The organism is Pseudoalteromonas sp. 3J6, from assembly GCF_903995135.1.
Classification (GTDB): domain Bacteria; phylum Pseudomonadota; class Gammaproteobacteria; order Enterobacterales; family Alteromonadaceae; genus Pseudoalteromonas.
Genome location: NZ_LR877185.1, coordinates 2935447 through 2960415, shown reverse-complemented (window position 1 = coordinate 2960415; position 24969 = coordinate 2935447). Strand labels below are relative to the sequence as shown.

The following is a 24969-nucleotide window of genomic DNA, read 5'->3' as shown; positions in this document are numbered from 1 at the left end:
TAGAATAATGAACTAATTGAAATTACTGTTGCCAAATTAGACCATTTTTACAATCGAGGTCAATTGAATTACATTCAATCTACAATTTATTTACAGCAAGTAAGGTGAGGTGTTTATAATACCGAGGCGTAAGTAGCCATTTACCATTTAATTCTGCCAATCAACATATCTTTAAACATGACCCAATCACCCAATAAACTGTAAAACGGGTGCTTAAATGTGGCGGGGCGGTTTTTTTCAAAAAAGAAATGCCCAACCCATGCAAAGCCATAACCAATCACCGGTAATAACCATAACAATACGAATTGTGAGCTAATAAGCGCATAGCTGGCTAGTAACAACACTAAACTACTGCCAATAAAATGCAGTCTGCGACAGGTTTTATTCCGATGCTCTTTTAAATAGAAAGGGTAAAAGCGTTTAAAGCTAGAAAAGGATTTAGTTTCTGTCATTACTCAACCTGTTAGTGTTTAAAAGTTATTCATTTATTTAAGCGCAATTTAGCGCAGGTTAACAGCGATAAATGACGTTTACCGCATCTCAATAGACAAAAGCAGTAAAAGTTAATAGGTTAGGTTCACTATAGATAAAATAATGATAAAGCAATGCTTAAAAAAACACTGACCTGTGCGGTTGTAATCGCACTTGCGGGTTGTTCACAACCTGCAGAAAACACCACTCAAAATAAAGTAAAAACAGCTATGAAAGCAGTTAACTCACTAGATTACCCTGAAACTAAAAAAGGCGCTGTGGTTGACACTTACTTTGGTGAAACCGTGGCTGATCCGTATCGCTGGTTAGAAGATGATATGAGTGATGAAACGGCTCAATGGGTTAAAACACAAAACAACCTAACCTTTTCGTATTTAGAACAAGTGCCTTACAGAGACACACTCAAACAGCGCCTTGAAAAACTAATGAACTACGAAAAAATCAGCGCTCCGTTTACTGAAGGTGATTACACTTATTTTTATAAAAATGATGGCCTGCAAAACCAGTACGTTTTATACCGCAGCAAAGACGGCGCTGAAGTTGAAGTGTTCTTAGATCCTAATACTTTTAGTGAAGATGGCACCACTTCAATGTCGGGTTTATCATTTTCAGAAGATAGTTCATTGTTAGCGTACCAAATCTCAGAAGGTGGTAGTGATTGGCGTAAAATCATTGTTATAGACACCGAGACCAAAGAGCAGGTAGAGCAAGCACTAGTTGATGTTAAATTTAGTGGCGTTAGCTGGCTAGCGAATGACGGTTTTTACTATTCAAGCTACGATAAGCCAGAGGGCAGTGAGCTTTCTGCAAAAACTGATCAACATAAAGTGTATTACCATAAGTTAGGCCAAGATCAAGACGAAGATACTTTAGTATTTGGCGATACAGCAGAACAAAAACACCGCTATGTGGGCGCTAAAGCAACCAAAGATGGTCGTTACTTGTTTATTAGTGCCAGCGTATCGACCTCTGGTAATAAGTTATTTATTAAAGATTTAACCAAGCCAGATAGCGAATTTGTGACCGTAGTGGGTAATACCGACTCTGATACCAGCGTAATTGATAACGAAGGCAGCAAGCTATTTTTGGTTACTAACTTAAATGCACCAAATAAAAAAGTAGTGACGGTTGATGCAAGCAATCCACAGCCTGAAAATTGGCAAGATTTTATCCCAGAGACTGAAAATGTACTTAATGTAACGCTTGGCGGAAATACGTTTTTTGCCAACTACATGGTTGATGCTATTTCTAAAGTGAAGCAGTACAACAAAAAAGGCGAATTGATCCGCGAAATTAGCTTACCAGGTGTTGGTACAGCGAGTGGTTTTGGCGGTAAAAAAGAGCAAACTACGCTCTATTACTCGTTTACTAACTACAAAACGCCAGGCACGACTTACAGCTTTGACGTGCAAAGCGGTGAGTCAAAAGTATACCGTAAGTCAGGGATAGATTTTAATAGCGATAACTATACCTCTGAGCAAGTATTTTATACCTCTAAAGATGGCACTAAAGTACCGATGATTATCACTTATAAAAGTGATATTAAATTAGATGGCAGCAACCCAACTATTTTATATGGCTATGGTGGCTTTAATATAAGCTTAACACCTCGCTTTAGCCCTACAACAGCGGCTTGGCTTGAGCAAGGCGGCGTATACGCAGTTGCTAATATTCGTGGTGGTGGTGAATACGGTAAAGAGTGGCATAAAGCAGGTACACAATTGCAAAAGCAAAACGTATTTGACGACTTTATTGCTGCAGCTGAATACTTACAAGATAAAAAATACACCTCTAAAAAACGCTTAGCACTGCGTGGTGGTTCAAACGGTGGGTTATTAGTGGGTGCTGTAATGACCCAGCGACCTGACTTGTTTCAAGTTGCGTTACCTGCGGTAGGCGTATTGGATATGCTTCGTTACCATACATTTACAGCTGGCGCTGGTTGGGCATACGATTACGGTACTAGCGACCAAAGTAAAGAAATGTTTGATTACTTAAAAGGTTACTCGCCAATTCATAACGTAAAAGCAGGGGTTGAATATCCGGCGACTATGATCACTACAGGCGATCATGATGACCGCGTTGTACCGTCGCATTCATTCAAATTTGCAGCTGAACTTCAAGCGAATCAAGCAGGTACTAACCCAACGCTTATCCGTATTGAAACCAATGCAGGCCATGGTGCAGGTACACCAACCAGTAAAATTATTGACCTTTATGCCGACATGTACGGTTTTACGCTTTACAACATGGGCATTAAATCACTGTAGTGTGATTTTATAAACTAACGAAAAGCCGAGTTACGTAAGTGACTCGGCTTTTTTATGTTGACTAACCTGAGTTCAGATTAGCTAACTTATTGTATGGGGGAGAACAACCGTTGATAGGTTTTATAAGCGTATTCGTCGCTCATACCGCTTAAATAGTCACAAATAATACGCATGCCTTGATTATGTTTCTCAGCTTCAAGGTACAGTGCTTGCGTGGTTTCGGGTAATAAGCGCAGCGGATCACTGGCAAACGCAGTAAATAATTCTATGAGTAGATTTTGCCCTTTAAATTCTATTTGCTGCATTTGTGGGTCGCGTATTAAACGCTGAAATACAAAGTGTTTGAGGATCTGTAGCACATTTTCGTATTGCTGATCTAATTTTGCGGTGTGCTTTAAAATAGGGCACTCAAATTCATCGTTTTGGGTATCTAAATGAATATGAATAATAAAGGTATTCACCAGTTCGCCTATGGCGTCTTTTCGCTCATGTTCATACTTTGAAAATAACCGCTTGGAGAGTGATTCCAGCAAAGTGTTTAACCAGTCATAGTCAAGTGCTTGTAAATGCGGCAATGCATGGGTTAGCCAATCGTCTAAACTGAGCACATCCGTCGCTATGGCATCTTCAAGGTCGTGAACGGCATATGCAATGTCATCAGCCAGTTCCATAATAGCACTGTCGAGTGATTTATAACGGGTTTTAGCGCGGTAAGCATCTGCGTGTTCTTGGCTAGATAATAACGCTTTATCACTTGCGCTAAGAGGCTCAATAATCCAATTAAATATCGCGGCATCGTCATTATAAATACCTTTGGCTGGACGCCAGTCATCGGCTTTAATAAATGCACGCTGTTTATTTTCTTGTGGGATGTTATGCCAAAGGTTATCGATAAAAGCTGGGTACTTAATAAATCCTAACAAGGTGCGTCTAGTTAAGTTCATGCCGTAGCCGTTACTGTAGGGCTCTAGCTTTGCCACAATGCGCAGTGTTTGTGCGTTACCCTCAAAACCACCATGATCACGCATCATATAGTTAAGTGCAATTTCGCCACCATGCCCAAACGGTGGATGACCTATATCGTGCGCTAAACATAAGGTTTCGAGCAATCCAGTAGATGGAAAATGTTCAAAGCTTGGATGTTGGGCCTTTAAATGGCGTAATATGCCGGTGCCTATTTGCGAGACTTCTAATGAATGGGTAAGGCGTGTACGGTAAAAGTCGTTTAAGCCAATACCCATTATTTGGGTTTTAGCTTGAAGACGCCTAAATGCAGCAGCATGAATGATTCGTGAGCGGTCTATTTGCCAAGGAGAGCGGTTATCGTTAGGGCGGTGCTTATATTGTTCAATTATTCTATTTTGCCACTGTTTATCCATGTCTCAACCTATCAATTCGTCTTCGGCTTTAGCACTTAGTATATTATAAATTGTAAGCAATAGGTGTATGAATTTTATTCGGTTGTTCAGTATTCGCGTTTATAAAGTGGCTTAGGTATAATGATGTTTCGTATGTATGTGACTACACCATACATAACTTAGAGTTAAATTGAGATAATACATGTTAAAAACTATTTTTCAGTTGTTGTTAGCCGCCATTGTTATTTGGGCGTTGACCCTTCCGTTTATTGATGCTGATGAACTAGTATCAGACGAGCAAACCAGCACTAACGATATTAAAAAACAGAAGAAGAAAGAAAAACCATTGCACAACGTTAAGTTGCCAAAGTTCTCAGAATTCACTGATGTGAAAGAGAAAAAACATGCGTTTTTTAACTTTATTAAGCCTCATGTAGAAGCCGAAAACAAAAAGATTTTACAACAACGTGCAAACCTTGAAATTGCACGCATGATGATAGAGCACAGTGAACCGCTCAGTAAAAAACAAACGGGTGATATTAAAAAAATACTTAAGTCGTACGGATTATCTGAAACCTTAGATACTATTACTTTAAGCCAAGCACTGCGCCGCGTAGACATCATTCCTAAAGAAATGGCCTTAATGCAGGCAGCCAATGAGTCTGCATGGGGTACTTCGCGTTTTGCACGAATTGGCTTAAACTTTTTTGGCCAATGGTGCTACAAAAAAGGCTGTGGCATGGTACCAAGAAGACGTAATAGTGAAGCCGAGCATGAAGTGGCTGCATTTAAATCGGTACGTGCAGCAGTAAGCTCTTATTTTAAAAATATTAATACCCACAATGCTTACAAAGAGTTACGTACTATACGCGAAGACTTACGCGCACAACAAAAACCTATTTTAGCGACTAAATTAACGTATGGTTTAATGTCTTACTCTGAACGTGGTGAAGCGTACATTGAAGAATTAAATACAATGATAAATCAAAACCGAGCGTACTTTAATGAATAAAATGGTATTAAAATTAGTTACAGCCAGCTTTTTTGCAATAGCCCCTAGTAGTGCGGTTGCTAAAGAGTTTGTAATGTCGTACGACGGTTTTTACGACCGTTTAAAAGTGGTAAACAAAGGGGACTTTCAGTACGCCCGCGTAAACTTTTATATTAGCGATATTGGTACTAACGAAGTATGTAGTATTAAGAGTGGTACTATTTTAACTGAAAAAAATGAGTACCCGCTTAATTATACCGACAAAGCGCAATTGCTATTACCGTTCGATAAACAGCTCGATACCGATAAAGCGGTGATTGTAGTTCAGCCAAAAAATCCGGTTCACGACTGTCAGTTAAAGTTACAAATAGAAGCTAATGAACTAGATGGGCTGGCGTTATCAAAGCAATCGTTATTAGTTATTAATAATGAGCTTGAAGAGCTATTAACAGACCTATCTGGCTTTTTTGTTAGCAAACTAATGTGGTTTTTATTGCCTGAACAAAAAGGCGTGGTTGTTACCTTTAAAACTCCAAAGCAATTTGATGATGAGCGTATAACATGCGAAAAGTCAGTGTGTTATTTTGAAGTAACCGATAGCTGGGAAGATAACACAACCATATTAGCTGATATTAACGAGGTTGTTAAAGTAACTCCTTGGATCAGTAAGTAACCATAAAAATGGTAAACGTATAAAAGCGGCATCAACTATGATGTCGTTTTTTTATGACTAAATTAAATGATGGCAGAGGGGGCTTTTGCTAACAAGCTTTTTTCATCGTGGGTGACCACTCTATTTCGGCCTGTTTCTTTAGCAAGATAAAGCCGTTTATCGGCTTGCAACAACAGTTCTTGCATATTTAGTTCGCGCACTAACATGCTACTTACCCCAGCACTTACAGACAGTGCAATGCTATTACCATTAAAATAAAACGGGTATTCATTAATGCTACTACAAAGCTTTTGAGCTAACAGCCTAGCTTGCGCTAAGTTCTGTTGATTAAGAAAAATAGCAAACTCTTCTCCGCCAATCCGAGCAGTAACTCCAAGCTCAAAAAACAATTCGTTAATATGTTGTGCAATCCACTTTATCGCTTCATCGCCAGTTTCATGGCCGTATTGGTCGTTCACTTGTTTAAACAGGTCAATATCGAGCATGATCAACGATACTCTGCTGTTAAGAGGCGCGGTTTTAGTTATTTTTTTACATAAACGGAAAAATCCACGCCTGTTTAAAAGCTGCGTTAAAGGATCGTGATTCGCTAAATTTATTAGTCTAGACTCAGCATTAGCAAACTTAATAAACGGTAAAATTAGCGCAGTAGCGGTAGTTAAAAATAAATGCGTTACCAATAACAACTGTAATCCAAAAGCTAAGCTGGCTTGACTTATTTGGCTTGAGTAGAGCAAAACAAGGAGTACAACTTGCAACAGCATCACCACACTGTGTATTGCAAAACAGGCAACGAGTAAGCGTTGTTGGACTACAGCAACACTTGGAGTTTTAATCATTAAATACGCAGCGTAGCTAAATAATACAGAAGCAATAATACTGGTAATAATTTGCCCTGCATCAATAAGGTACACTGCAAGTAAAAGCGTGCAGCACATGGCGCTTGAATAGTATAAAGGCGTTAATTTTATCGCGGGCGCTTGGCTTTGTGGTATTAACCCTAAAATAATGAGTAATGGGCTTAAAATAATAAAAACGTAAGCAAAAAAATGGATTAATAATGGAAACTCAATAAAATCTCTTAAACCAATTAGTGCAATTGCGGTAATAAACGAGCAACAGGCGGTAGCAAAAAATAAATAGCAAGGTTGTTTTTTGTATCTATAAACAGAAAAAAAGAACACAGCAATAAACAAGTTAAGAATAAAACAGAGGCTAATTAATGTAGGTAAATGAAGCATGTTTAAGGGGCTCTTTTAGCTAATTGAAGGCGTTTATACAGCTATAAGTATTAGGTAGTGACACTAAAATAGCAAGGGGGTAAAAAGTATTAGCTTTACCCCCTACTACAAACTTAACCCGTTAAGGCCAGTAGCTAGACTAAACTTTCTAATGCAGCGTCAATTTTAGTAAAGTGAAAACGATAGTTATGGTCTAATGCTTTTTTAGGTACCACATACTGGCCATTAGTAAGTAAGTCGGCCATTTCACCCATTAATATATTAAGCACCCCAGCAGGCATAGGCATAAACGCAGGGCGAGATAATGCTTTTCCTAATGATTTACTAAACTGCTTGTTACTTACCGGCTCAGGGGCTGTAGCGTTGATAGCACCAGATATTTCTTTATTGCGAATTAAAAACAAAATGAGCTGAACCATATCATCTATATGGATCCACGACATACCTTGCTCACCATTGCCAATTGGACCACCTACGCAAAGCTTAAATGCTGGTAACATTTTACCAAGCGCGCCGCCTTTTTTAGCCAATACAATACCGGTACGTAATAAGCACACTCGAGTTTCGTCAGACTCAGCCTTTAAAGCTGCTTGCTCCCAATCTTTGCACAGTTGGTGGCTAAATTCATCATGAGGCTCTGTATTGTTTTCATCAACCAGAGTGTCGCCTTGTCGACCATAATAACCAATTGCACTGCCAGATATAAAAGTATGTGGCGGGGTATGGCACTGCTTAATAGCATAACTAATAGCTTGAGTAACAATGATTCGGCTATCGCGAATGACTGCTTTTTGTTTATTACTCCAACGTTTATTTACAATAGGTTCACCGGCTAAGTTAATAACCACGTCAACGGTATTAAAATCAACATCTTCAAGGCTATCAATAGCGTTAACCTGGTGCCCTAACAATACTTTTGCTTTGGTTGGGTTTCTGCTCAGTACAGTAACATCGTGGTGGTGCAACAAGAAAGGGCAAAGGTGCCTACCAATTAAGCCTGTGGCGCCAGTAAAAAATATATGCATTGCAACTCCGAAATTATAAAAAAAGCAGGATGTTTAAAATTTATACTCTCCAGCTCAACGATTTGCAAACTTATACGTACCAATAATTTTTATGATCACCCTTAAACATTTCATTCTATTAGCTTTTGCCTTACACTAAAGCCAAATAACAGTAATAGGATAATAGTATTGGCAAGTTTAACTGGGGTAAATAAAAGCTTAATAATTTTTGCCGCTTTGGTCATTGTGCTGGCGGGTATTAAAGCCGCAAGCGCTATTGTTATTCCGTTTATTTTGGCAGCATTTATAGCCATAATTTGTAGCCCACTCATTAATTTTTTTGCTCGTTACCGTATTCCAAAAGGCATAGCGGTAGTGCTTGTGGTGCTTATTATTATGGGCTTAGGGGTTAGCTTAGGCGGTTTAGTAGGGCAGTCGGTTAACGATTTTTCAAAACAATTACCTGAATATAAAGCACAATTAAAAGAAGAATTTGTATGGTTGGTTGATGTAGCCTCACAATACAATATTTTAATTAATAAAGAACAAATTTTGTCTATGTTTGATCCCGGCAAAATGGTTGATGTTGCCACCAATATGCTAACGGGTTTAGGTAGCGTAATGGCCAATATGTTTTTAATTATTTTAACAGTTGTTTTTATGCTGTTTGAAGGGCCGATACTTGGCAAAAAAATTCATTTAGCACTGGACGATCCCGACAGCAAAATTAAGCAAATTGACCGCTTTTTAGACTCTATTAACTCTTATTTAGCCATTAAAACCTTAGTGAGTTTAGCTACCGGTATAATTGCTGGTTTTTACCTGTGGATATTAGACGTTGATTATTTTGTACTATGGGGCGTATTGGCATTCATGCTCAATTACATTCCTAATATTGGTTCAATCATTGCGGCTGTGCCGGCACTGTTACTGGCGCTTATTACGCAAGGTCCATTAGTGGCAGGGCTCGTCGGCGCGGGTTATTTAACCATTAATACCGTAATGGGTAATATTGTAGAGCCAAAATACATGGGTAAAGGCCTCGGGCTTTCTACCTTAGTGGTGTTTTTATCGTTAATATTTTGGGGCTGGTTATTAGGCTCTGTAGGTATGTTGTTATCGGTGCCGTTAACCATGATTGTAAAAATAGCGCTAGAAGCCAGTGACGAAGGGCGTTGGTTAGCCACTATGCTTGGCACAGGTGAAGAAAACGTTATCAAATCAGAAGACTAATACCTTACAAAGGCGTGCCTACATAGCACGCCTTTTAAAAAGCTAAGGATTCATTAAATTAGCTAAGGCGCTATCTACAGCGTTTATAGCCCCCTCTAAATAGCCTGCCTCATGCTTTTCAAACTCACTCCCTACAAAATACACTTGTAACTGTTTGAGCTGCTCACTAAGCCCTGAAAAATTGAATTCTGGATGCTGCGAAACACCCATTTGGTCATCTTTGTTGGCAATAAATTCATCCTCAGCCCAATCCTTTATAATGCAGCTCGTCGCTGTATAGGCTTGCTCACCGTAAAAATAGCTGAGCTGTTCAAGGCAAGCCTGGGTTAATTGTTCTCTGGTCACTTTACTGCGCTGCAAGTAAGGCACGCCAATAAAGCCAAACAAAGCAGGGTAAGAATGCTCACTGGCTGACGCATCATGAACTTCTACCAATGGGCCTACTCGGCTAAAACATTGTCCCGATAAATTTTTATCTCGCCAAAAAGCGTGCTCAAAAGTGGCAATAAACTTTGCTTGGCCAGCCATCCATGTAGGCACCGACGCTAAACGCTGTGCAAAACCATTATCAGCCCATAAATGCGGGGTTAAATGTTGGCTGATCATTCTGGGCGGTAACGCCAACAGTAACTGATCGCAAGTATAGTGTTGCGTACTCCCTTGGTAATTAGCGCTTATATGCCAGCCATCGGAGAGCGTTTTTACTTCGCTAACAGCGTGCTCTAATTTAACGGTGTTTGGCTCAAGCTGCTGATAAAGCGAATTGATAATCTTGCTCATACCGTTTTGTATTCTAAATAACTGCATTTCGCCAGCCCCTGCAATTTGCTGTGCAGGGGCAGTATGCGATGCTTGATACAACACATCGCCTTGGGTGTATTGTTCAAACACGGGGATGTTTAGAGCAGCAACTAATTGTTGAATATTAGGCTGGTGCGGAAATATCCAGGTAGGGCCTAAATCGTGGCTAATGGTGTTACTAGTCGGTAAATAATGAGACGCAATTCTGCCACCTAAACTGGCTTTGGCCTCTAATAATAAAAACGGAATATCACGTTTTTTAAGGTTGTAAGCAGCATATAAGCCCGCTAAGCCACCACCAATAATAACCACAGGTTTATGCATTTTAAAATCACTTTAGCTGAGCCAATCTACTGGTAGGTAGTTTGTGGTTTTTATGCAGATTTGTCAAAACGTTTTATGGGCAAAGTGAATAAGCTGAGTTCTCCCTCTATATTCAGGAAAATGAGCCAACCGGGAACAGAGTGTTAATTAATTACGCTTTAAAATAATAAAAACTTAATGATAGTAATATGTTAGCTAATTTGTTAAAACTATACAATAAATTAGCTAAAGCTGCGCTGGCATAAATATACGCGAGTTACGGACTATCAAATTGTCAGTCATACTAAACAAAGGAAGGTTTATGAAGAAGGAAATCACAACAACATTTAACGCAGTAGCAACATTTGTGGCACTGCTAGTGATAACTGTGCACGAGTTAATCTATTATGAGCCATACTCCGAATCGAACACTATTTTCATTGATTTGTTCTTTGAATCTTCGTTGTTTAAATCACTGTTGTTATTTGTAATGCTTATAACAATGATGCTAGTTTTTGCAGAAATTTTTCGAAATATATGGAATCGATTGTTTACCGATTTATTTAAATTTCGAGATATTAACTTAAATGAGGCGTATTCGATTATCTCCCTATTAACATTAGTACTTTTCAGTTGATGGCTAACAAAAGCTTTAAGCAGATAAAAATGAAAAGCACTTTTTTATCTTAAGCATGTATTACCAAGCATGGAAGTAGATTATGAAAAATAAGTTTATGGTTATTGTGCTTTTTTAAAAGATATAAGCGCTCTTATCCTGATTTATCAGCAGATATATTAACTTCTGAAATGAAAGAAGCTTCATTTAGGGCAAATAGAGACGTCGTTAAAACTTACAAAATTAGTAAGTATATTTATGAAACGTATGGAGGCACAGTTATTTTCCAACAGGGAAACCCTCATGACCTGTTGGTGCCTACCGTAAACTTTTTGAACAGTATCAACCTAAGGGAGTTTTAAAGTTTATATTCCAAAATATGAAAAAGCTTTTGGACGTATTATTTAAGAAAACACCCTATAGTTATTCCAGACGATAAATTCGATTTTTCCTAACCCTGGTGGGAAAAAGCAAGGGTGAGTTGTGCATAAAAGCTTTTAGTTTGATTTTTGTAAATTAACAAACTAATTCTGGCTTTGAATTAAGCTAATCAAAAAAGGGAAGCAACAGCATGCGGGAGTTAGCATTTCTATGGGCACGATAAATAACAGATAAAATAATTGGTATCGTGACCTTATCCGTAATGCTGCTAGCTTTTATCGCTTCTGTTTGAAGCGTGTTAGGAATGCTAATCTCAGTATTCCGGAACTTTATAGTTCACTCTCATAATATTACGAAATGCTGTAATAAGTGGAATTGCGCTATTTAGTTGTTTGCTTTTCATATAGGTTGTACGGTAGTTAGCAACACCACAAATAAACAAAGAGTTATTCCTGTTGGTGGCGTGAAGGTGATCTCGACCCCACTATAAATTACATAGTAAATAACGCCTTTTGATAACTTGAAGACTAAAAAATTTTTATCAAACTTTCATTGCAATGAAGTAAGACATTATAAGAAGTAATTGTCCTCATGACCGTTTGTGATGCAATTAAATTTTAGCCAAGAAAGTTCTATTTCACAGGAGGGTTAGAATGATATTAATTTTGTTTTTTATATTTCTATCTTTTTTTAGATGGTGTTACCTTTACTTCATTTTAGTTAAGTTAAAAAAAGTAGAGCAACAGCTATCAGGATCGATATTATAATATTACTGGTTCAAGTATATGTGGCAGTCAGTCTTGAAAACTCGACTGATATTTTATCGGATGCTGGGTTTGTTTTTGTTCTAATCGCGATGGTTGAAAGTATGATGCTCAGAAAGCAATTATCAGAATAGTAGTAAGACCACCGCCCTTAATTTCTTCAGAGGCTTAAGCTTAGACTTCGACTGCTAAGAAAGTATTTAAACATTGTGTGGTTTGTAGAAATTAAATTTCCGCATTTGTTCTGTTAACTCAAAATAACACCTATGCCACTAAAGTTAACCAAGGAAATTAAATTATAAAACTTTTTAAAAGATAAAACGACATAACTAATTTATGAACTGGGGTTATTAGTAGAGTTTATGTCTAAAAATACTTTTTAGGAAGAATAATGAACAAGAGATCAAAGTTACTGCATTTATTAAAAGAAGAGATTATTTACTTATCTATATCTCTTATATTTGGCGTAATGACGTATTTAACTCATGATATTTCGAAGTCAGTTGAAATGTTTTTATGTGTAGCATTGTTCTTTCAGTTAATAATTTTAATAACTAACTGGAAAGTAATATTTAGTCGTGATTAAAAGCAAATAAGGTATTTGCTTCAAAGAAAAATAAAACAAGAAATATATACGTTCGCTTTGTATTAATATAACTAACGCGATTATATAAATGTTGGGCAGCCTCATATAATGCAGCCTGTCATTAGATACATAGGCTCTTAGCTATGGCCAACATTAGCGGTTATACATGTTTTAATTTAGTTAGCCGTGTTTGCCAATAAATCGAACACATGGCCTTTATTATTGTGCAGTACGTAACGAGAATTAAATATTTAAAAGGAATTAATCAAATGACAATAAAACAGTTTAAAACAGCGCTAGGCTTTAGCCTGATCTTAGTTACATTTCATAGCTATGCAACATCACTACAGAATCAGAATATCAGCAAATCTTGTGTTAGTGTTGAGAGTGAAAAAGATAAAATAAGCCGACTACAAAGAGGAGAAGAAAGAGTAGATATTTTTGTCGGCCTGAATTCTTTTACTGCTTATGATGAAGGGTTTAAACAAAAGATAAAGAGCGTTCCTGTTAAAGAAATTATGCCATATTCGTTTACGTCCATCGGCATTATTGCTGCTTCAATGCAAACGGTTTTTCCTGTTTTACAATTGGCGTTGTGCAATGAGGAATATGCGATTAATAATAAGTGTAATTATGAAAGGAATATTCATGGAGGACGGCTTACTAGTATGGAGACTGTATGGAAAAGTGATACCAAATATACAATGACACAATACGTAACCAATGCTGCAACTGGCACTAAAAGAATAAAGCTGATTGTCTCATCTGAACTTCCAAATTACTGGAATGGTAATATGACAATGTTTAACGAGGATGGTTCTAAAGCTGAGGTATCTTGGTCTAGAAGTGATGATGGAACTGAATATTATCAAGGGCGAAGCCTAGGCGGCACTGATATATCTAGTATAACATTTACTGAATACCCAAATTGCTCAGCAGAGGTAAAATATGTCAAAAACGAAGTCAAAATTACAGCTAATTGGATATTAGTTGATGAGAAAACAACAGGTAATTTTTTGTATTGTAATCAAAAAGGCTGCCACAATGGGGATTGGTAAATATTACAGATTTGATATGAATTTTTGTTTGTAATTTAAATGGTAATGCATTCAAGTAAGCTTTTCGTCGACCACCTTAGAATTTAAGGAAATATGTTAAACAGTTTGCGTAAGTTTTTTGTTGTTTTCATTATAAGTCCGTTGAGTATACTGCCAGTATGTGCTTTATGCTATCTTTATGCGGGTATAGAAAAATATACTTCAATTGATGCATTGATTTCTGATGTTGTATTTGGCGTACTGATAGGTATGGGAAGTTTATTTTATTTCTATTTTATGATGTTGGTTTATGGATTACCTATTTCTCTATTGCTACAAAAACTAAACTTATTTAAATTACCGGTGGTTTTAGTTGTAAGTATATTACCAGTTTTATTTCTCAATCTATTTACTCAATTTAATCGTGAAATAGTAGTTCTATACTTACTAGCACTTTCCACGGGTGTAACTGGTTGGTATATCTACAATAAGGTAAAGTGATACAAGGATATAGTTACGGAATCTCATTTTGAGCTTGATATGAATAGTGTTATTGGCTTCATTCACTAATTTGAAAATATATACAGTTAGAACTTCTTGAATAAAAATTATCTTATACTAAACGCTTAGCCAGTATCTCTGGTATTTAACTATGTCAAATTAATAGAACTACTAAGGTAAAATCTATGAGGTTGGTTCCAATCGGTAAAGTCGATGATGTGGCCTGTAAAAATTTAAAAATAGCATCTGATGAAGCATTGACCCCTCATATTGAGGCTTTGCTTGAATGCTTGCAAGACCTCAACTGGCCAATCGCTGCGCCAGTTTCTGAACGGTTATCTAAGTTAGGTTTGGAATTAGTTCAGCCAATTAAAAATATAATGCTGGGCGACGATGAGGTTTGGAAATATTGGATAATCTCTCATTTACTTTATCAGATTCGTGCTGATGTATTTTGTGAGTTGCGTTGCACACTAAATAATATGAAGTTACATCCTACAAAGGGTGAACGGGATGAGGAGGTATTTGATGTTGTATATGAGTTACTTCATGCTAGAAAATATCACTAACAACTCGATTTCATATATTCCATTGCGAGGCAATTCGTTATTTTGAAATCTAAAAACTCTTTAAATATAACTCATGTTAAAGCATGTGAGCTCCGAGACGTTCTAGCGCTAGGTTTAGATCTCGAGAGGCAGAAAGTATTTGTGGGATAGCTTGCGCTACATAATATTAAAATTATTTGTATGATTTAGGATAAAAACTGTATTGCCAATAAGGCTTTGGAAGTGCAGTTATAAAGCCTATCTCGCTAAAAGCAGTATTCGTTAATAGGATTTTATTAAGATGAGTGAGGGAATATACATTCAGTTAGTTGCTATTCTGGCAGCTTTAGGCTGGACCTTTTTACAGGTTTGTTGCCTGTTTATCGCTACACAATGTGTTTTTGGAATTGTGAATTTGGGATCTAATAGCTCAAGTATTCGTGAGAAAATATTACTGCATGCTGTTTCGGGAGCTTTTTACTCTTTGTTTATACTGCCATTTATTTCGTTAGTGATGTTTTACTTTGCCACGTTCAATATTCAAGGCTGGTATGAACTCAAACCGTCAATTTGGGTGTTTGCAACTTGGTGCGGCGGATTGTTTATGTTCTTTTTTTTCATATCCTTAACGGAATGGTTTGTGCGATCTAGTAAAAATAAACAAAAGAAACGTATGAATAACGATAATTAATATTAAATCAGCCCTTAATTTTGTACCTTCAAATGCTTTATAAGTGGGTTTTATTCAGTATTAATTATATGTAGTGCCTAAGCGCATTCTTATCAAAGTTTATCAGTTGTTTATGCTTTTGCTGCTATCTTTATTTATTACCAGTTCAAATCGCAAATAATATAAACAAGAATAAGGGTAAAAACTAAAATGACTCAAAATAATAAAATTAACTATATTGAGATTCCTGCACAAAATATTGAAGCTACTAAGGCCTTTTTTAGTGACGTGTTTGGCTGGTCATTTGAGGATTATGGCTCAGAATATTGTAGTTTTACAGGGCAAGGTGTTGATGGTGGTTTCTTTAAATCTGACTTGGTTGTTGCAACTAAAAATGGAAGCCCGTTAATTGTGTTATACAGTAATGCCCTTGAAGCGACTCAAAATAAAATTGAGGAGGCTGGAGGCAAAATAATTAAGTCTACATTTTCATTTCCAGGTGGTAGACGATTTCACTTTAGCGACCCAAATGGAAATGAATTTGCGGTGTGGTCAGAGTAATCACATTACAAAGTCTATAACTACAAAAATGCAGCCTTTAAGGCTGCACTTCCCAAAATACCAATAAACTAACCACGAAATTAACAAGAAACAACAAATAATGTTTAATTAAGAGTTGGTTAAAGCCCCATTTGAAGCTGCTGAATAAATTGCTTTATCATTGCTATTTCACACTCTTTATAAGTTACTACAGCTTCTAGTGAATTAGGTTGTTTTAACATGTAACGCCACTGGCAGCTTTTTTGTATGTACTTATCTTTGGCGTTAATACTTTGTTTAAACAGTGATAAAATGATGGTATTACCGGTTTCACTTTCTAATTCGGCCAGTTCAAAAGTGCGCTTTTGGATCCAGCTGTCTTGTTGCTGTTGCACTTTATTTAATTTGGCATCTAAACATTGTGTGTAATCTTTAATTTGCTCTGGCAGGGCGTTGCTTTGCAATGTACATTGTTGCTCAGCAGCCATACTTTGCTGTGCCCATAACAATAAAAGGCTTAAGCTAAAACAAAGGATGTAGTTATTTTTTTTCATGATAATTAAACTCGAGAATAAATTCTGCACCGCCTAAACGTTGCGACTGAGATATAGTTAACAGCCCGTGATACGACTTAACTAAGTCAGATACAATAGCCATTCCAACACCGTGTCCACTTTCGTAGGTATCAAGGCGCGTACCGCGTTGTAACAATGATTCGCGCTTATCTGGCTTAATGCCTGGGCCATCATCACAAATGCTTATACTGAGCGTTCTATCTTGTGAAACATTAATACTGACTTGGGAGCGACAGGCTTTGCAGGCATTATCTATTAAGTTGCCTAATAACTCCATTAAATCGGTTTTATCACCTAAAAAGTAATCTTTATCGCTCACTTGGCAATTAAATATAATGTCTTTATCGCGGTATACTTTACTCATTGCACTTAAGATAGAATCGATAACAGGCTTGATAGGGGTTTGCTTTTTCCATGTATCGGAAGCACCTGTGGCTGCACGTTTTAATTGGTGCTCGATCATCACATTAATTCTGTCGAGTTGTTCTTGTGCATCTGCATCGTTAGCTAATGGGCTTGATTTTAAAACAGCTAACGGCGTTTTAAGTGCATGGGCTAAATCGCTAAGAGAGGCGCGGTATCGCTCTTTTTGGCGTTGCTGCGACTCTAATAGTAAATTTAGGTCGGCTTTAATGGTTTGCAGTTCAACGGGGTATAAGCCTTTAATTTCTTGAATATCGCCTGATTCAATGGCTTTTATTTCTTTATCTAGACGTTGCAGAGGTCGTGCACTCCAAATAAAACCAATGGCCATTAACCCTGCAATGGCAATCCCCATAATAAACATCCAATCAACTAAGGTTTGCTTAAAGCCATCCATTAAACGCAGTAGGGCATCGTTACGTTTTAATAAAATAAAGCGTGCTTGCTCTGATTGGTCAATATTATTAAGTATTACCGTTAAACTTAATTGCCAGTAGGTGGTGTTGTTATACACCACACGTCTGAAATCGGCAGCGCCTGCTTTGGGTTCTATATATTGGGGAACAAAGTTAACGTTAACCGCCGACTCAGAATGCCAAATAGGCATGTCGTCACGGTAAATCATGGCGTAGGTGTCTGAGTTTAGGTTGTTGAGTTCGGGGGTTAAAATAGAGCTGGGCATAATAATGCCACGCTCGGTAAAATCAACTTCGGAAATAAGTGAATACAGGTGTGCTTCGAGATTTTTTTCGGTGGCATCAACAAGTGACGCATAATACGCCTTACCTATGGAGTAAAACAAAATAGGTAGAGCGACTAACAAAACAAAGACAAGGATAAATCCTTGCCTTATTTTTAACGAAATTTGCGGTGTTACCACTGGCTTTTAAGCCTGTAGCCACGCCCACGCAGTGTTTCCACTGGATTAAGCACGCCATCTGGGTCGAGTTTTTTACGCAAACGTAGTACAAACACTTCAATGACGTTCGAATCAAGGTCAAAGTCTTGGTCGTAAATATGCTCTGTAAGCTCAGACTTTGAAATTACTTTTTGTGGGTTAACCATTAAGTATTCGAGTACTTTGTACTCATACGCAGTTAAGCTCAGCTCTTTATCGTTTACCCATACTTGTTGTGAACGTGTATGAATTTTAATAGGGCCTGCTGTCATTTCTGGGTTTGCTTTACCAGCACTGCGACGAATAAGCGCATTACAGCGAGCAATCAGTTCTTCCACATGAAATGGCTTAGTTAGGTAGTCGTCAGCACCGGCATCTAGGCCTTCTACTTTGTCTTGCCAGCGATCGCGCGCGGTTAAAATCAAGATAGGAATAGTCACCCCTTGGGCGCGTGCTTTATTTATTAGCTCAATACCGTCTATTTTAGGTAGACCTAAATCAACTACAGCCATATCTAAAGGGTATTCAGTGATGTGAAAAAGGCCCGCTTCACCGTCGTGACATAAATCAACACTGTAACGCTCTTTTTCTAATGCATTGCGCAGGTTGTCTGCCAAATGTAAATCATCTTCTATTACTAAAATTCGCATTGGTTAATCCTTTTTCACTTCGCCAGTTTTCTTGTTTATTTTCAAATCGACGACGTGGCCGTCAGCTTTTAAAATTCGTACAGTAAAAAAAAGTGTTTCTTCAGAGATCTTTAACGTTGTACCGTCTGTAGTTTGTTTTGCAAGTATTACTGCTTTTTTTTTACTTACCTCAACTTTATCGGTTTTGCTTTTGATATTGTTTGCGTGGGCAAAATTAGCCAAACACACTACCGCGATTAAATTGAGTATTAATAATACACGCATTACGGAACTCCTAGAACAGACCTGCCTAGCTTAAAAACTAAGCCATTAAAACTTTAATACCTTGCGGCGTATTTAAGTTTTTAGTAAGCAAAGTTTAATTAAAAATGAGTGAACAAACCCTGAATTGCTGGTTGCAGTTAAACAGGGTGGTCATAGTTTAATTAAGCAGGGAACACTTTTTTAAATGGTTTAACAATAGAGTTTTCATATACGCCACCGGCAACATAAGGATCATCTGCCGCCCATTCTCTGGCGTCTTCTAAAGAATTAAATTGAGCAATCACTAAAGAACCCGTAAAGCCTGCATCTTGAGGGTCTTCACTATCAATGGCTGGAAGTGGACCTGCGGTTAATAGTCTGCCTTCGTCTTCTAGCGTTTGTAAGCGTGCTAAATGAGCTGGGCGAGCCGCTTTACGGTGCTCTAAACTATTTTGGACGTCTGTTGAATAAATCATATACAACATAAAATTACTCTCAAAACTTGTTAAATTTAATTAACTGCATACTAGCATAGCGTTGATAAATGGTGAATTAAAAGTGTTTATGGCGATGTTTACAGCAAGAATGTTTTTTTACACGGTAATTGCTTGAAAAGCGTTGCGTAACACTGGTAGAGTCCCTTGGATAAGATAAATAATAACAAGGTTATTACATGAGTGAAAATAGAGAGCACTTTAGCTCCCGCTTAGGATTTATATTGGCAGCGGCAGGCTCTGCTGTGGGTATTGGTAACTTAGTAGGCTTTCCAGTTTCTGCGACTAAGAATGGCGGTGGTGCATTTTTGCTCGTCTATGCTTTGTTTGTCGCATTCATTTGTTTACCCGTAATGATGGCTGAAATGGCCATGGGTCGTCATGCACAAAAAGATCCGCTGGGTGCATACAAAAAATTAGCTAATAACGACAAAAAATGGAAATTTGCTGGCTTTTTAGCGGTATTAACGCCGTTTATGATTGCTGTTTTTTATATGGTGATCACGGTGTGGATTTTTGGTTACTTGAGCCAAACCGCGCTGGGTAATTTAGATATGCTGGCAAACCCTGGACACTTTGGTGAGTTTATAAATAGCTATACCGTGTTTGGTTATATGGCGCTGGTAGTAGTTATTGTTAACCTAATTTTGGTCGGTGGCGTAAAAGACGGCATAGAAAAAGCAGCTAAATTTTTAATGCCAGCTTTATTTGTAATGCTTATTATATTGGTGGGTTACGTACTCACTCTTGATAACGCCATGGCCGGTGTTAAGTACTATATTATTCCTGATTTTAGTAAAATGAATGCCAGCGTGCTGAATGGCGCATTGAGCCAAGCGTTTTTCTCATTGTCGTTAGGTATGGGTATTTTAATTACCTATGCATCTTATATCTCGAAAAAAGATGACATTGTAGGCAGTGCTAAAATGGTTGCTATTACCGACTCACTGGTTGCGTTTGTAGCAGGCTTAATGGTGTTACCGGCTATTTTTAGCTTTGATCCAAATACCGATCCGGCTAAGTTATCTGACTCGTCAGTTTCAATGATTTTTGTCTACCTTCCAAAAATTTTATTAGCGCTACAAAATGATATTGGTTACTTTGGCGCATCAGCCGTGGCATTTATTTTCTTCTTATTGGTATTTTTTGCTGCTATCACATCACTGGTATCTATTGTTGAAGTACCAACAGCAACACTAAGCGATCGTAAAGGCATTAGCCGTAAAAAAGCGCTGGGCATACTCACTTTATCAACCGGTATATTAACTATTTTGTGTATTATGTCGTTTGGTATGATTGACAGCCTAACTACTTTTACTAGCTACGGTAGTGGTAATAAGAGCTTTTTTGATGTTGTTTATGACGTATTTTACGACACAATATTGCCTTTAAATGGTTTAATGGTGTGTTTGTTTGTAATGTATAAATGGAAAAAAGTTCGCTTAAGCGAAGAGCTAAGACAAGGCTCTCCTAATTATGCTAATAGCTTTATGGAAAAGTACGTTAACTTTTCACTGCAAACCTTTATTCCAGCGATATTATTAATCATTTTTGTAAATACCGTTGCAACGAAGTTTTTTGATATCAGTATTTTTGGTTTTTAATTTAAACTAAATCTAAATAAGCCGCGCCTGTCGCGGCTTTTTTATTGCTGCTTGTTAATTCAGTGCACCAGAGTCTAAATAGTCACCCATCCCTAGGGTAAACATCCATATGCCCCATAAGCTGTGCTCAAGAACACAGGCAAAGGTTGAGCGGCTTTGTGCGTAGGTATATGCAAATAGTAATCCGCCTATAAATGCTAAACTTACTGCAACCCAATTAGCGTAAACAATATGTGCCAGTGCAAATACACTCGCACTTATAATAATGCGTAGCCATTTACTGGGCATAATGCGCTTATAACGATGAAAAAAGTAGGTTCTAAATATTAATTCTTGTGGGATCACCGACAATAAAGGGTAGAGCATTAATAGCATTAGCCAGTCGGTGAGATTTTCACGAGGTAAAGTAAACCAGTGTCCTTGGTAAAGTAAGTTGTAAAATACCCCCGAAAATAATGCGCCAATAAAGAAAAAACTAAACATGCGGCGCTTCACAGCAGAAAACTGCCCCAAGCTAGTTAATCTAAAACGTTTAAAGTGGCTGTCGTTTAATAACAACATACAGCACACACTCATGAGGATGATCAGTGCTGGAATAAGCCAGTTAGATAAATATTGGCGAATATTAAAGCCAATTAAAGGCAGAATGATAAAGATAAAGGTAAATTCAAACCAGCGGTATTGATTAGCGTTCACGTTTGCTCACGGTGATTTTTATTTCACCTTAGCAAACGATTAAGTCATCTTTATGACTATAAAACAGTCAAGCTGATTATATTTAAACCCAATGAGTCTTACTAAGGCACTTGGCTTCCGGTTAAGGTTGACTTACCCCCTTGCAACCCTTAGCCTGCCTGCTTTTATTTTTACATCATTGTATTGCCACGTTAATAGGTTTAAGCCTAGGCGTGTATTTAGGAGCAAAAAATGAATAAAGCAGAATTGGTTGCAGCTATTGCGGATGCGAGTGAATTAACAAAAAAAGACGCACAAGCTGCGTTAACCAGCTTACAAAAAGTGATTACAAAGTCGTTGTCTGAAGGCGATCAGGTACAAATTTCAGGCTTTGGTACTTTTGCACTTAGTTACTACCCAGCGCGTACTGGTCGTAATCCACAAACTGGTGCAGCGATTGAAATACAAGGGGCTAATAAAGCCGTATTTAAACCAGCAAAAGCGTTAAAAGAGCGCCTTTAATTTAAAACTTTAGTGCCTGTAAGTTCGCTTCTTCCCCAAAAGCCACTATTTAGCTTACAGGCTCTTTGCTTTATTACTTTTGCCTGTAGTATCTGCAATCAGTGTAAATAATTTACATTACTTGTTTATTCATATTTATAAAATCTTATTATATTCAGCGTGTTATATTTGGTATGTGATATGCAAATACAGTTATGTATTGAATGAAATAAGGAGTATTTAATGAGTAACTTACATAACAGTAATCGTTTACAAGGTAAAAAAATTGCCATTTTAGCCACCGATGGATTTGAGCAAAGCGAGTTACTCTCGCCACAGGCTGCTTTACTTGAAGCGGGCGCCGATATTGAAGTTGTTTCTATTAAAGAAGGGCAGATCACCGCATGGGATGAAGACAAGTGGGGTGAAAAAGTTGCTGTTGATAAATTAGCAGCCAATGCAAATGCCGGTGATTACGATGCGCTTTTACTGCCTGGTGGCTTGTTTAATCCCGATAGCTTACGCCAAGACTCGGATGCTAAGGCATTTGCAGATGGTTTTTTTGGAGCAAAGAAAAACAAACCCGTTGCCGCTATTTGCCATGCGCCGTGGTTACTCGCGGAGATTAACAAGCTCAGAGACAAAAAGGTCACTTCATATCCGAGTATTAAAAGTGATTTAATTAATGCCGGTGCTAACTGGGTCGACCAAGAGGTGTGTGTTGATCAAGGCTTAGTGACTAGTCGCAGCCCTGCAGATTTAGACGCGTTTAATGCTAAGTTTATAGAAGAGATTCTTGAGGGTAAGCATCAAGCCCATTAAGTTTGCAGTTTAAATAAAAAAGGGCATGTTACATGCCCTTTTTTAGTGATTAAAAACACCGTTGATTAAAGCGCTGTTGCGGCTTTCATCTCACTTACAAATGTTTTTAATTGTGTGGTCATTGCATTTAAATCATTTAGGTTTGCTTCAATGATTTTTACTACTGCAGAGCCTGAAATAGCACCCGCAGCACCGGCTTTAAGCGCGGCTTTTACATCATCAGGTGTTGAAATACCAAAGCCTAATAACGCAGGCGCACTGTGGTACTCTTGTAAGCGCGAAACCACGTGTGTTGCAGGCATTTGTGCTTTAGTATCGGTGCCTGTTACCCCTGCACGAGACAGTAAGTAAGTGTAACCGCGACCGTACGATGCGCACTCACGCAACGTATCGTCACTGGCGTTCGGCGTAGCGATAAATATCGGGTCAATACCGTTTGCCATGGCGGCTTTTCTAAACATTTTAGACTCGTGTAATGGCACATCAGCCACTAAAATAGAGTCAACGCCTACTGCTTTTGCATCAGTGTAAAACTTTTCTAAGCCACGTTTAAAGATTAAGTTTGAATACAGTAATAAACCAATTGGGATATCGGCATTGTACTGGCGTATTTCTTTAATAATATCAAAACAATCTTGTGTATTAATGTGCTCATCTAAAGCACGAATATTGGCCTTTTGAATAACAGGGCCGTCGGCAATCGGATCTGAAAACGGAATACCTAGCTCTAGTCCATCTGCGCCGCCATCGATTAAGCTTTTAATAATTTCGATGCTTTGCGCTTTCCCCGGATCGCCAATAGTAACAAATGGTACAAATGCGCCTTGGTTTTGCTCTTTTAGTGCTGCAAACATTTGTCCGTAACGGTCAGTTTTTACTTGGCTCATAATTGACCTTCCTCTGATAATACCTTGTGTACGTGGGCTAAATCTTTATCGCCACGGCCACTTAAATTAACCACTAAAATGCTTTCTTCTTGCAACTCTTCCGCATATTTAAGTGCATATGCAATGGCATGACTTGATTCTAGCGCCGGAATAATACCTTCGTGTTTTGCCAGTGCTTGAAACGCATCAAGAGCTTCGGTATCGCTAATGCCTACATATTGAGCTCGACCAGTTTCGTGTAAAAATGCATGCTGTGGCCCTACAGCAGGGTAATCTAGGCCCGCAGATACAGAGTAAGACTCTTCAATTTGGCCATCGTCATTTTGCATAATGTAGGTATAAGTGCCGTGTAAAATACCTTTAGTGCCTTTGCAGATTGTTGCGCCGTGCTCGTGGGTATCAAGGCCTTTACCTGCTGGTTCTACACCAATTAATTTAACACCCGGCTCGTCAATAAAATCAGTAAACATACCAATAGCATTGGAGCCACCACCTACACAGGCTAAAACTGCATCAGGTAGTCGACCTTCCGCTTTAAGAATTTGCTGTTTAGCTTCCTCGCCAATAATTTTTTGATACTCACGTACAATTGTTGGAAAAGGATGAGGGCCCGCGGCTGTACCTAGCAAGTAATGCGCCTCTTGATAGTTTGCTGACCAATCACGCAGAGCTTCGTTAACCGCATCTTTTAATGTGCCCGAACCTGCTGTAACCGAAATAACTTCAGCGCCCATAAGTTTCATTCTAAATACATTAGGCTGTTGGCGTTCAACGTCTTTTGCACCCATGTAAATACGACATTTTAAGCCAAGTAATGCACACGCAAGTGCGGTGGCTACACCGTGTTGGCCTGCACCGGTTTCTGCTATAACTTCTTTTTTTCCCATGCGTTTAGTCAGTAATGCTTGACCCAACACCTGATTAGTTTTGTGTGCACCACCGTGGAGTAAATCTTCACGCTTTAAGTAAAGTTTAACTTTAGGGTTTTTAACTAAGTTGCGAGTTAACGTAAGCGGCGTAGGGCGACCTGCATACTCGTTTAAAAGCTGTGTAAATTCAGCTTGAAAATCAGGATCTTTTTGCGCTTTGTTAAATTCGCTTTCTAACTGCTTTAGCGCAGGTACGAGTAACTCGGGAACAAACATTCCGCCAAACTCGCCAAAATAAGCTGGATTTTGCATTTTAACC

24 protein-coding genes are annotated in these 24969 nt (G+C 38.1%); 11 read left to right on the top strand and 13 right to left on the bottom strand.

Annotation, left to right across the window (positions count from 1 at the left end):
* Positions 1-140 precede the first annotated feature (140 nt).
* Positions 141-452, bottom strand: a complete 312-nt coding sequence (locus P3J6_RS13350; protein ID WP_138609481.1) for a DUF962 domain-containing protein — start codon at positions 450-452, stop codon at positions 141-143.
* 153 nt (positions 453-605) lie between these two features.
* Between P3J6_RS13350 and P3J6_RS13345 the strand changes: the two genes are divergently transcribed.
* Complete coding sequence (locus P3J6_RS13345; RefSeq protein ID WP_198523278.1) at positions 606-2762, top strand: prolyl oligopeptidase family serine peptidase; 2157 nt, start codon at positions 606-608, stop codon at positions 2760-2762.
* 86 nt (positions 2763-2848) lie between these two features.
* Here the strand turns inward: P3J6_RS13345 and P3J6_RS13340 are convergent, their stop codons facing one another.
* Positions 2849-4141 carry an anti-phage deoxyguanosine triphosphatase gene (locus P3J6_RS13340; RefSeq protein WP_198523277.1) on the bottom strand — a complete coding sequence of 431 codons (1293 nt, stop codon included), beginning with the start codon at positions 4139-4141 and terminating at the stop codon, positions 2849-2851.
* 181 nt (positions 4142-4322) lie between these two features.
* Between P3J6_RS13340 and P3J6_RS13335 the strand changes: the two genes are divergently transcribed.
* Both P3J6_RS13335 and P3J6_RS13330 read left to right on the top strand, forming a co-directional pair.
* The gene (locus tag P3J6_RS13335) at positions 4323-5132 is read left to right on the top strand and encodes a glucosaminidase domain-containing protein (RefSeq protein WP_198523276.1); all 810 of its coding nucleotides are present in this window, start codon (positions 4323-4325) and stop codon (positions 5130-5132) included.
* Positions 5125-5784, top strand: coding sequence for a DUF2987 domain-containing protein (locus P3J6_RS13330; RefSeq protein WP_332871403.1), 660 nt, complete (start codon positions 5125-5127; stop codon positions 5782-5784). Before P3J6_RS13335 ends, P3J6_RS13330 begins: the two co-directional genes overlap by 8 nt.
* 62 nt (positions 5785-5846) lie before the next feature.
* Here the strand turns inward: P3J6_RS13330 and P3J6_RS13325 are convergent, their stop codons facing one another.
* Both P3J6_RS13325 and P3J6_RS13320 read right to left on the bottom strand, forming a co-directional pair.
* Positions 5847-7025 (bottom strand): GGDEF domain-containing protein, encoded by a 1179-nt coding sequence (locus P3J6_RS13325; protein WP_198523275.1) that lies wholly within the window; start codon positions 7023-7025, stop codon positions 5847-5849.
* A gap of 134 nt (positions 7026-7159) precedes the next feature.
* Positions 7160-8050 carry a TIGR01777 family oxidoreductase gene (locus P3J6_RS13320; RefSeq protein ID WP_198523274.1) on the bottom strand — a complete coding sequence of 297 codons (891 nt, stop codon included), beginning with the start codon at positions 8048-8050 and terminating at the stop codon, positions 7160-7162.
* A 168-nt stretch (positions 8051-8218) separates the two neighbouring features.
* On the opposite strand from P3J6_RS13320, the gene P3J6_RS13315 reads away from it, so the two are divergent.
* Positions 8219-9262 (top strand): AI-2E family transporter, encoded by a 1044-nt coding sequence (locus P3J6_RS13315; RefSeq protein WP_198523273.1) that lies wholly within the window; start codon positions 8219-8221, stop codon positions 9260-9262.
* A gap of 42 nt (positions 9263-9304) precedes the next feature.
* Here P3J6_RS13315 and P3J6_RS13310 read toward each other — a convergent pair whose 3' ends face one another.
* Complete coding sequence (locus tag P3J6_RS13310) at positions 9305-10387, bottom strand: flavin monoamine oxidase family protein (RefSeq protein ID WP_198523272.1); 1083 nt, start codon at positions 10385-10387, stop codon at positions 9305-9307.
* Positions 10388-12982: 2595 nt separating this feature from the next.
* Between P3J6_RS13310 and P3J6_RS13305 the strand changes: the two genes are divergently transcribed.
* The 4 genes from P3J6_RS13305 (at position 12983) to P3J6_RS13290 (ending at position 16030) form a co-directional block, all read left to right on the top strand.
* A complete protein-coding gene (locus P3J6_RS13305; RefSeq protein ID WP_198523271.1) occupies positions 12983-13771 on the top strand; it encodes a hypothetical protein in 789 nt (262 codons plus the stop codon).
* Between the two features lie 665 nt (positions 13772-14436).
* A complete protein-coding gene (locus P3J6_RS13300; RefSeq protein ID WP_198523270.1) occupies positions 14437-14820 on the top strand; it encodes a DUF5071 domain-containing protein in 384 nt (127 codons plus the stop codon).
* 280 nt (positions 14821-15100) lie between these two features.
* Positions 15101-15490 (top strand): hypothetical protein, encoded by a 390-nt coding sequence (locus P3J6_RS13295; protein WP_138569747.1) that lies wholly within the window; start codon positions 15101-15103, stop codon positions 15488-15490.
* 189 nt (positions 15491-15679) lie between these two features.
* Positions 15680-16030: a VOC family protein gene (locus P3J6_RS13290; RefSeq protein ID WP_198523269.1), complete on the top strand. Its 351-nt coding sequence runs from the start codon at positions 15680-15682 to the stop codon at positions 16028-16030.
* A 119-nt stretch (positions 16031-16149) separates the two neighbouring features.
* Here P3J6_RS13290 and P3J6_RS13285 read toward each other — a convergent pair whose 3' ends face one another.
* The 5 genes from P3J6_RS13285 to P3J6_RS13265 form a co-directional block, all read right to left on the bottom strand.
* Complete coding sequence (locus P3J6_RS13285; protein ID WP_198523268.1) at positions 16150-16563, bottom strand: hypothetical protein; 414 nt, start codon at positions 16561-16563, stop codon at positions 16150-16152.
* A complete protein-coding gene (locus P3J6_RS13280; RefSeq protein ID WP_178956171.1) occupies positions 16550-17887 on the bottom strand; it encodes an ATP-binding protein in 1338 nt (445 codons plus the stop codon). The genes P3J6_RS13285 and P3J6_RS13280 overlap by 14 nt, the downstream gene beginning before the upstream one ends.
* Positions 17881-18555, bottom strand: a complete 675-nt coding sequence (locus P3J6_RS13275; RefSeq protein ID WP_010390247.1) for a response regulator transcription factor — start codon at positions 18553-18555, stop codon at positions 17881-17883. The genes P3J6_RS13280 and P3J6_RS13275 overlap by 7 nt, the downstream gene beginning before the upstream one ends.
* Positions 18556-18558: 3 nt before the next feature.
* Positions 18559-18819: a PepSY domain-containing protein gene (locus tag P3J6_RS13270; protein WP_138605973.1), complete on the bottom strand. Its 261-nt coding sequence runs from the start codon at positions 18817-18819 to the stop codon at positions 18559-18561.
* Between the two features lie 161 nt (positions 18820-18980).
* Positions 18981-19283 carry a YciI family protein gene (locus tag P3J6_RS13265; protein ID WP_054201050.1) on the bottom strand — a complete coding sequence of 101 codons (303 nt, stop codon included), beginning with the start codon at positions 19281-19283 and terminating at the stop codon, positions 18981-18983.
* Between the two features lie 188 nt (positions 19284-19471).
* Between P3J6_RS13265 and P3J6_RS13260 the strand changes: the two genes are divergently transcribed.
* On the top strand, positions 19472-20896 hold the full coding sequence (locus tag P3J6_RS13260; RefSeq protein ID WP_010390240.1) for a sodium-dependent transporter: 1425 nt from the start codon (positions 19472-19474) through the stop codon (positions 20894-20896).
* Between the two features lie 54 nt (positions 20897-20950).
* On the opposite strand, the gene P3J6_RS13255 is transcribed toward P3J6_RS13260, so the two are convergent.
* Entirely contained in the window at positions 20951-21592 is a 642-nt protein-coding gene (locus P3J6_RS13255) for a CPBP family intramembrane glutamic endopeptidase (protein ID WP_138605975.1), read from the bottom strand.
* Between the two features lie 231 nt (positions 21593-21823).
* Here P3J6_RS13255 and P3J6_RS13250 point away from each other — a divergent pair, with 231 nt between their 5' ends.
* The gene (locus tag P3J6_RS13250; RefSeq protein ID WP_010390237.1) at positions 21824-22093 is read left to right on the top strand and encodes an HU family DNA-binding protein; all 270 of its coding nucleotides are present in this window, start codon (positions 21824-21826) and stop codon (positions 22091-22093) included.
* Positions 22094-22315: 222 nt separating this feature from the next.
* Positions 22316-22894 carry a type 1 glutamine amidotransferase domain-containing protein gene (locus P3J6_RS13245; RefSeq protein ID WP_198523267.1) on the top strand — a complete coding sequence of 193 codons (579 nt, stop codon included), beginning with the start codon at positions 22316-22318 and terminating at the stop codon, positions 22892-22894.
* A 65-nt stretch (positions 22895-22959) separates the two neighbouring features.
* Here P3J6_RS13245 and trpA read toward each other — a convergent pair whose 3' ends face one another.
* Positions 22960-23781: a tryptophan synthase subunit alpha gene (gene trpA, locus P3J6_RS13240; protein ID WP_198523266.1), complete on the bottom strand. Its 822-nt coding sequence runs from the start codon at positions 23779-23781 to the stop codon at positions 22960-22962.
* The gene (gene trpB, locus P3J6_RS13235) at positions 23778-24962 is read right to left on the bottom strand and encodes a tryptophan synthase subunit beta (RefSeq protein ID WP_138605980.1); all 1185 of its coding nucleotides are present in this window, start codon (positions 24960-24962) and stop codon (positions 23778-23780) included. Before trpB ends, trpA begins: the two co-directional genes overlap by 4 nt.
* Between the last annotated feature and the right edge of the window lie 7 nt (positions 24963-24969).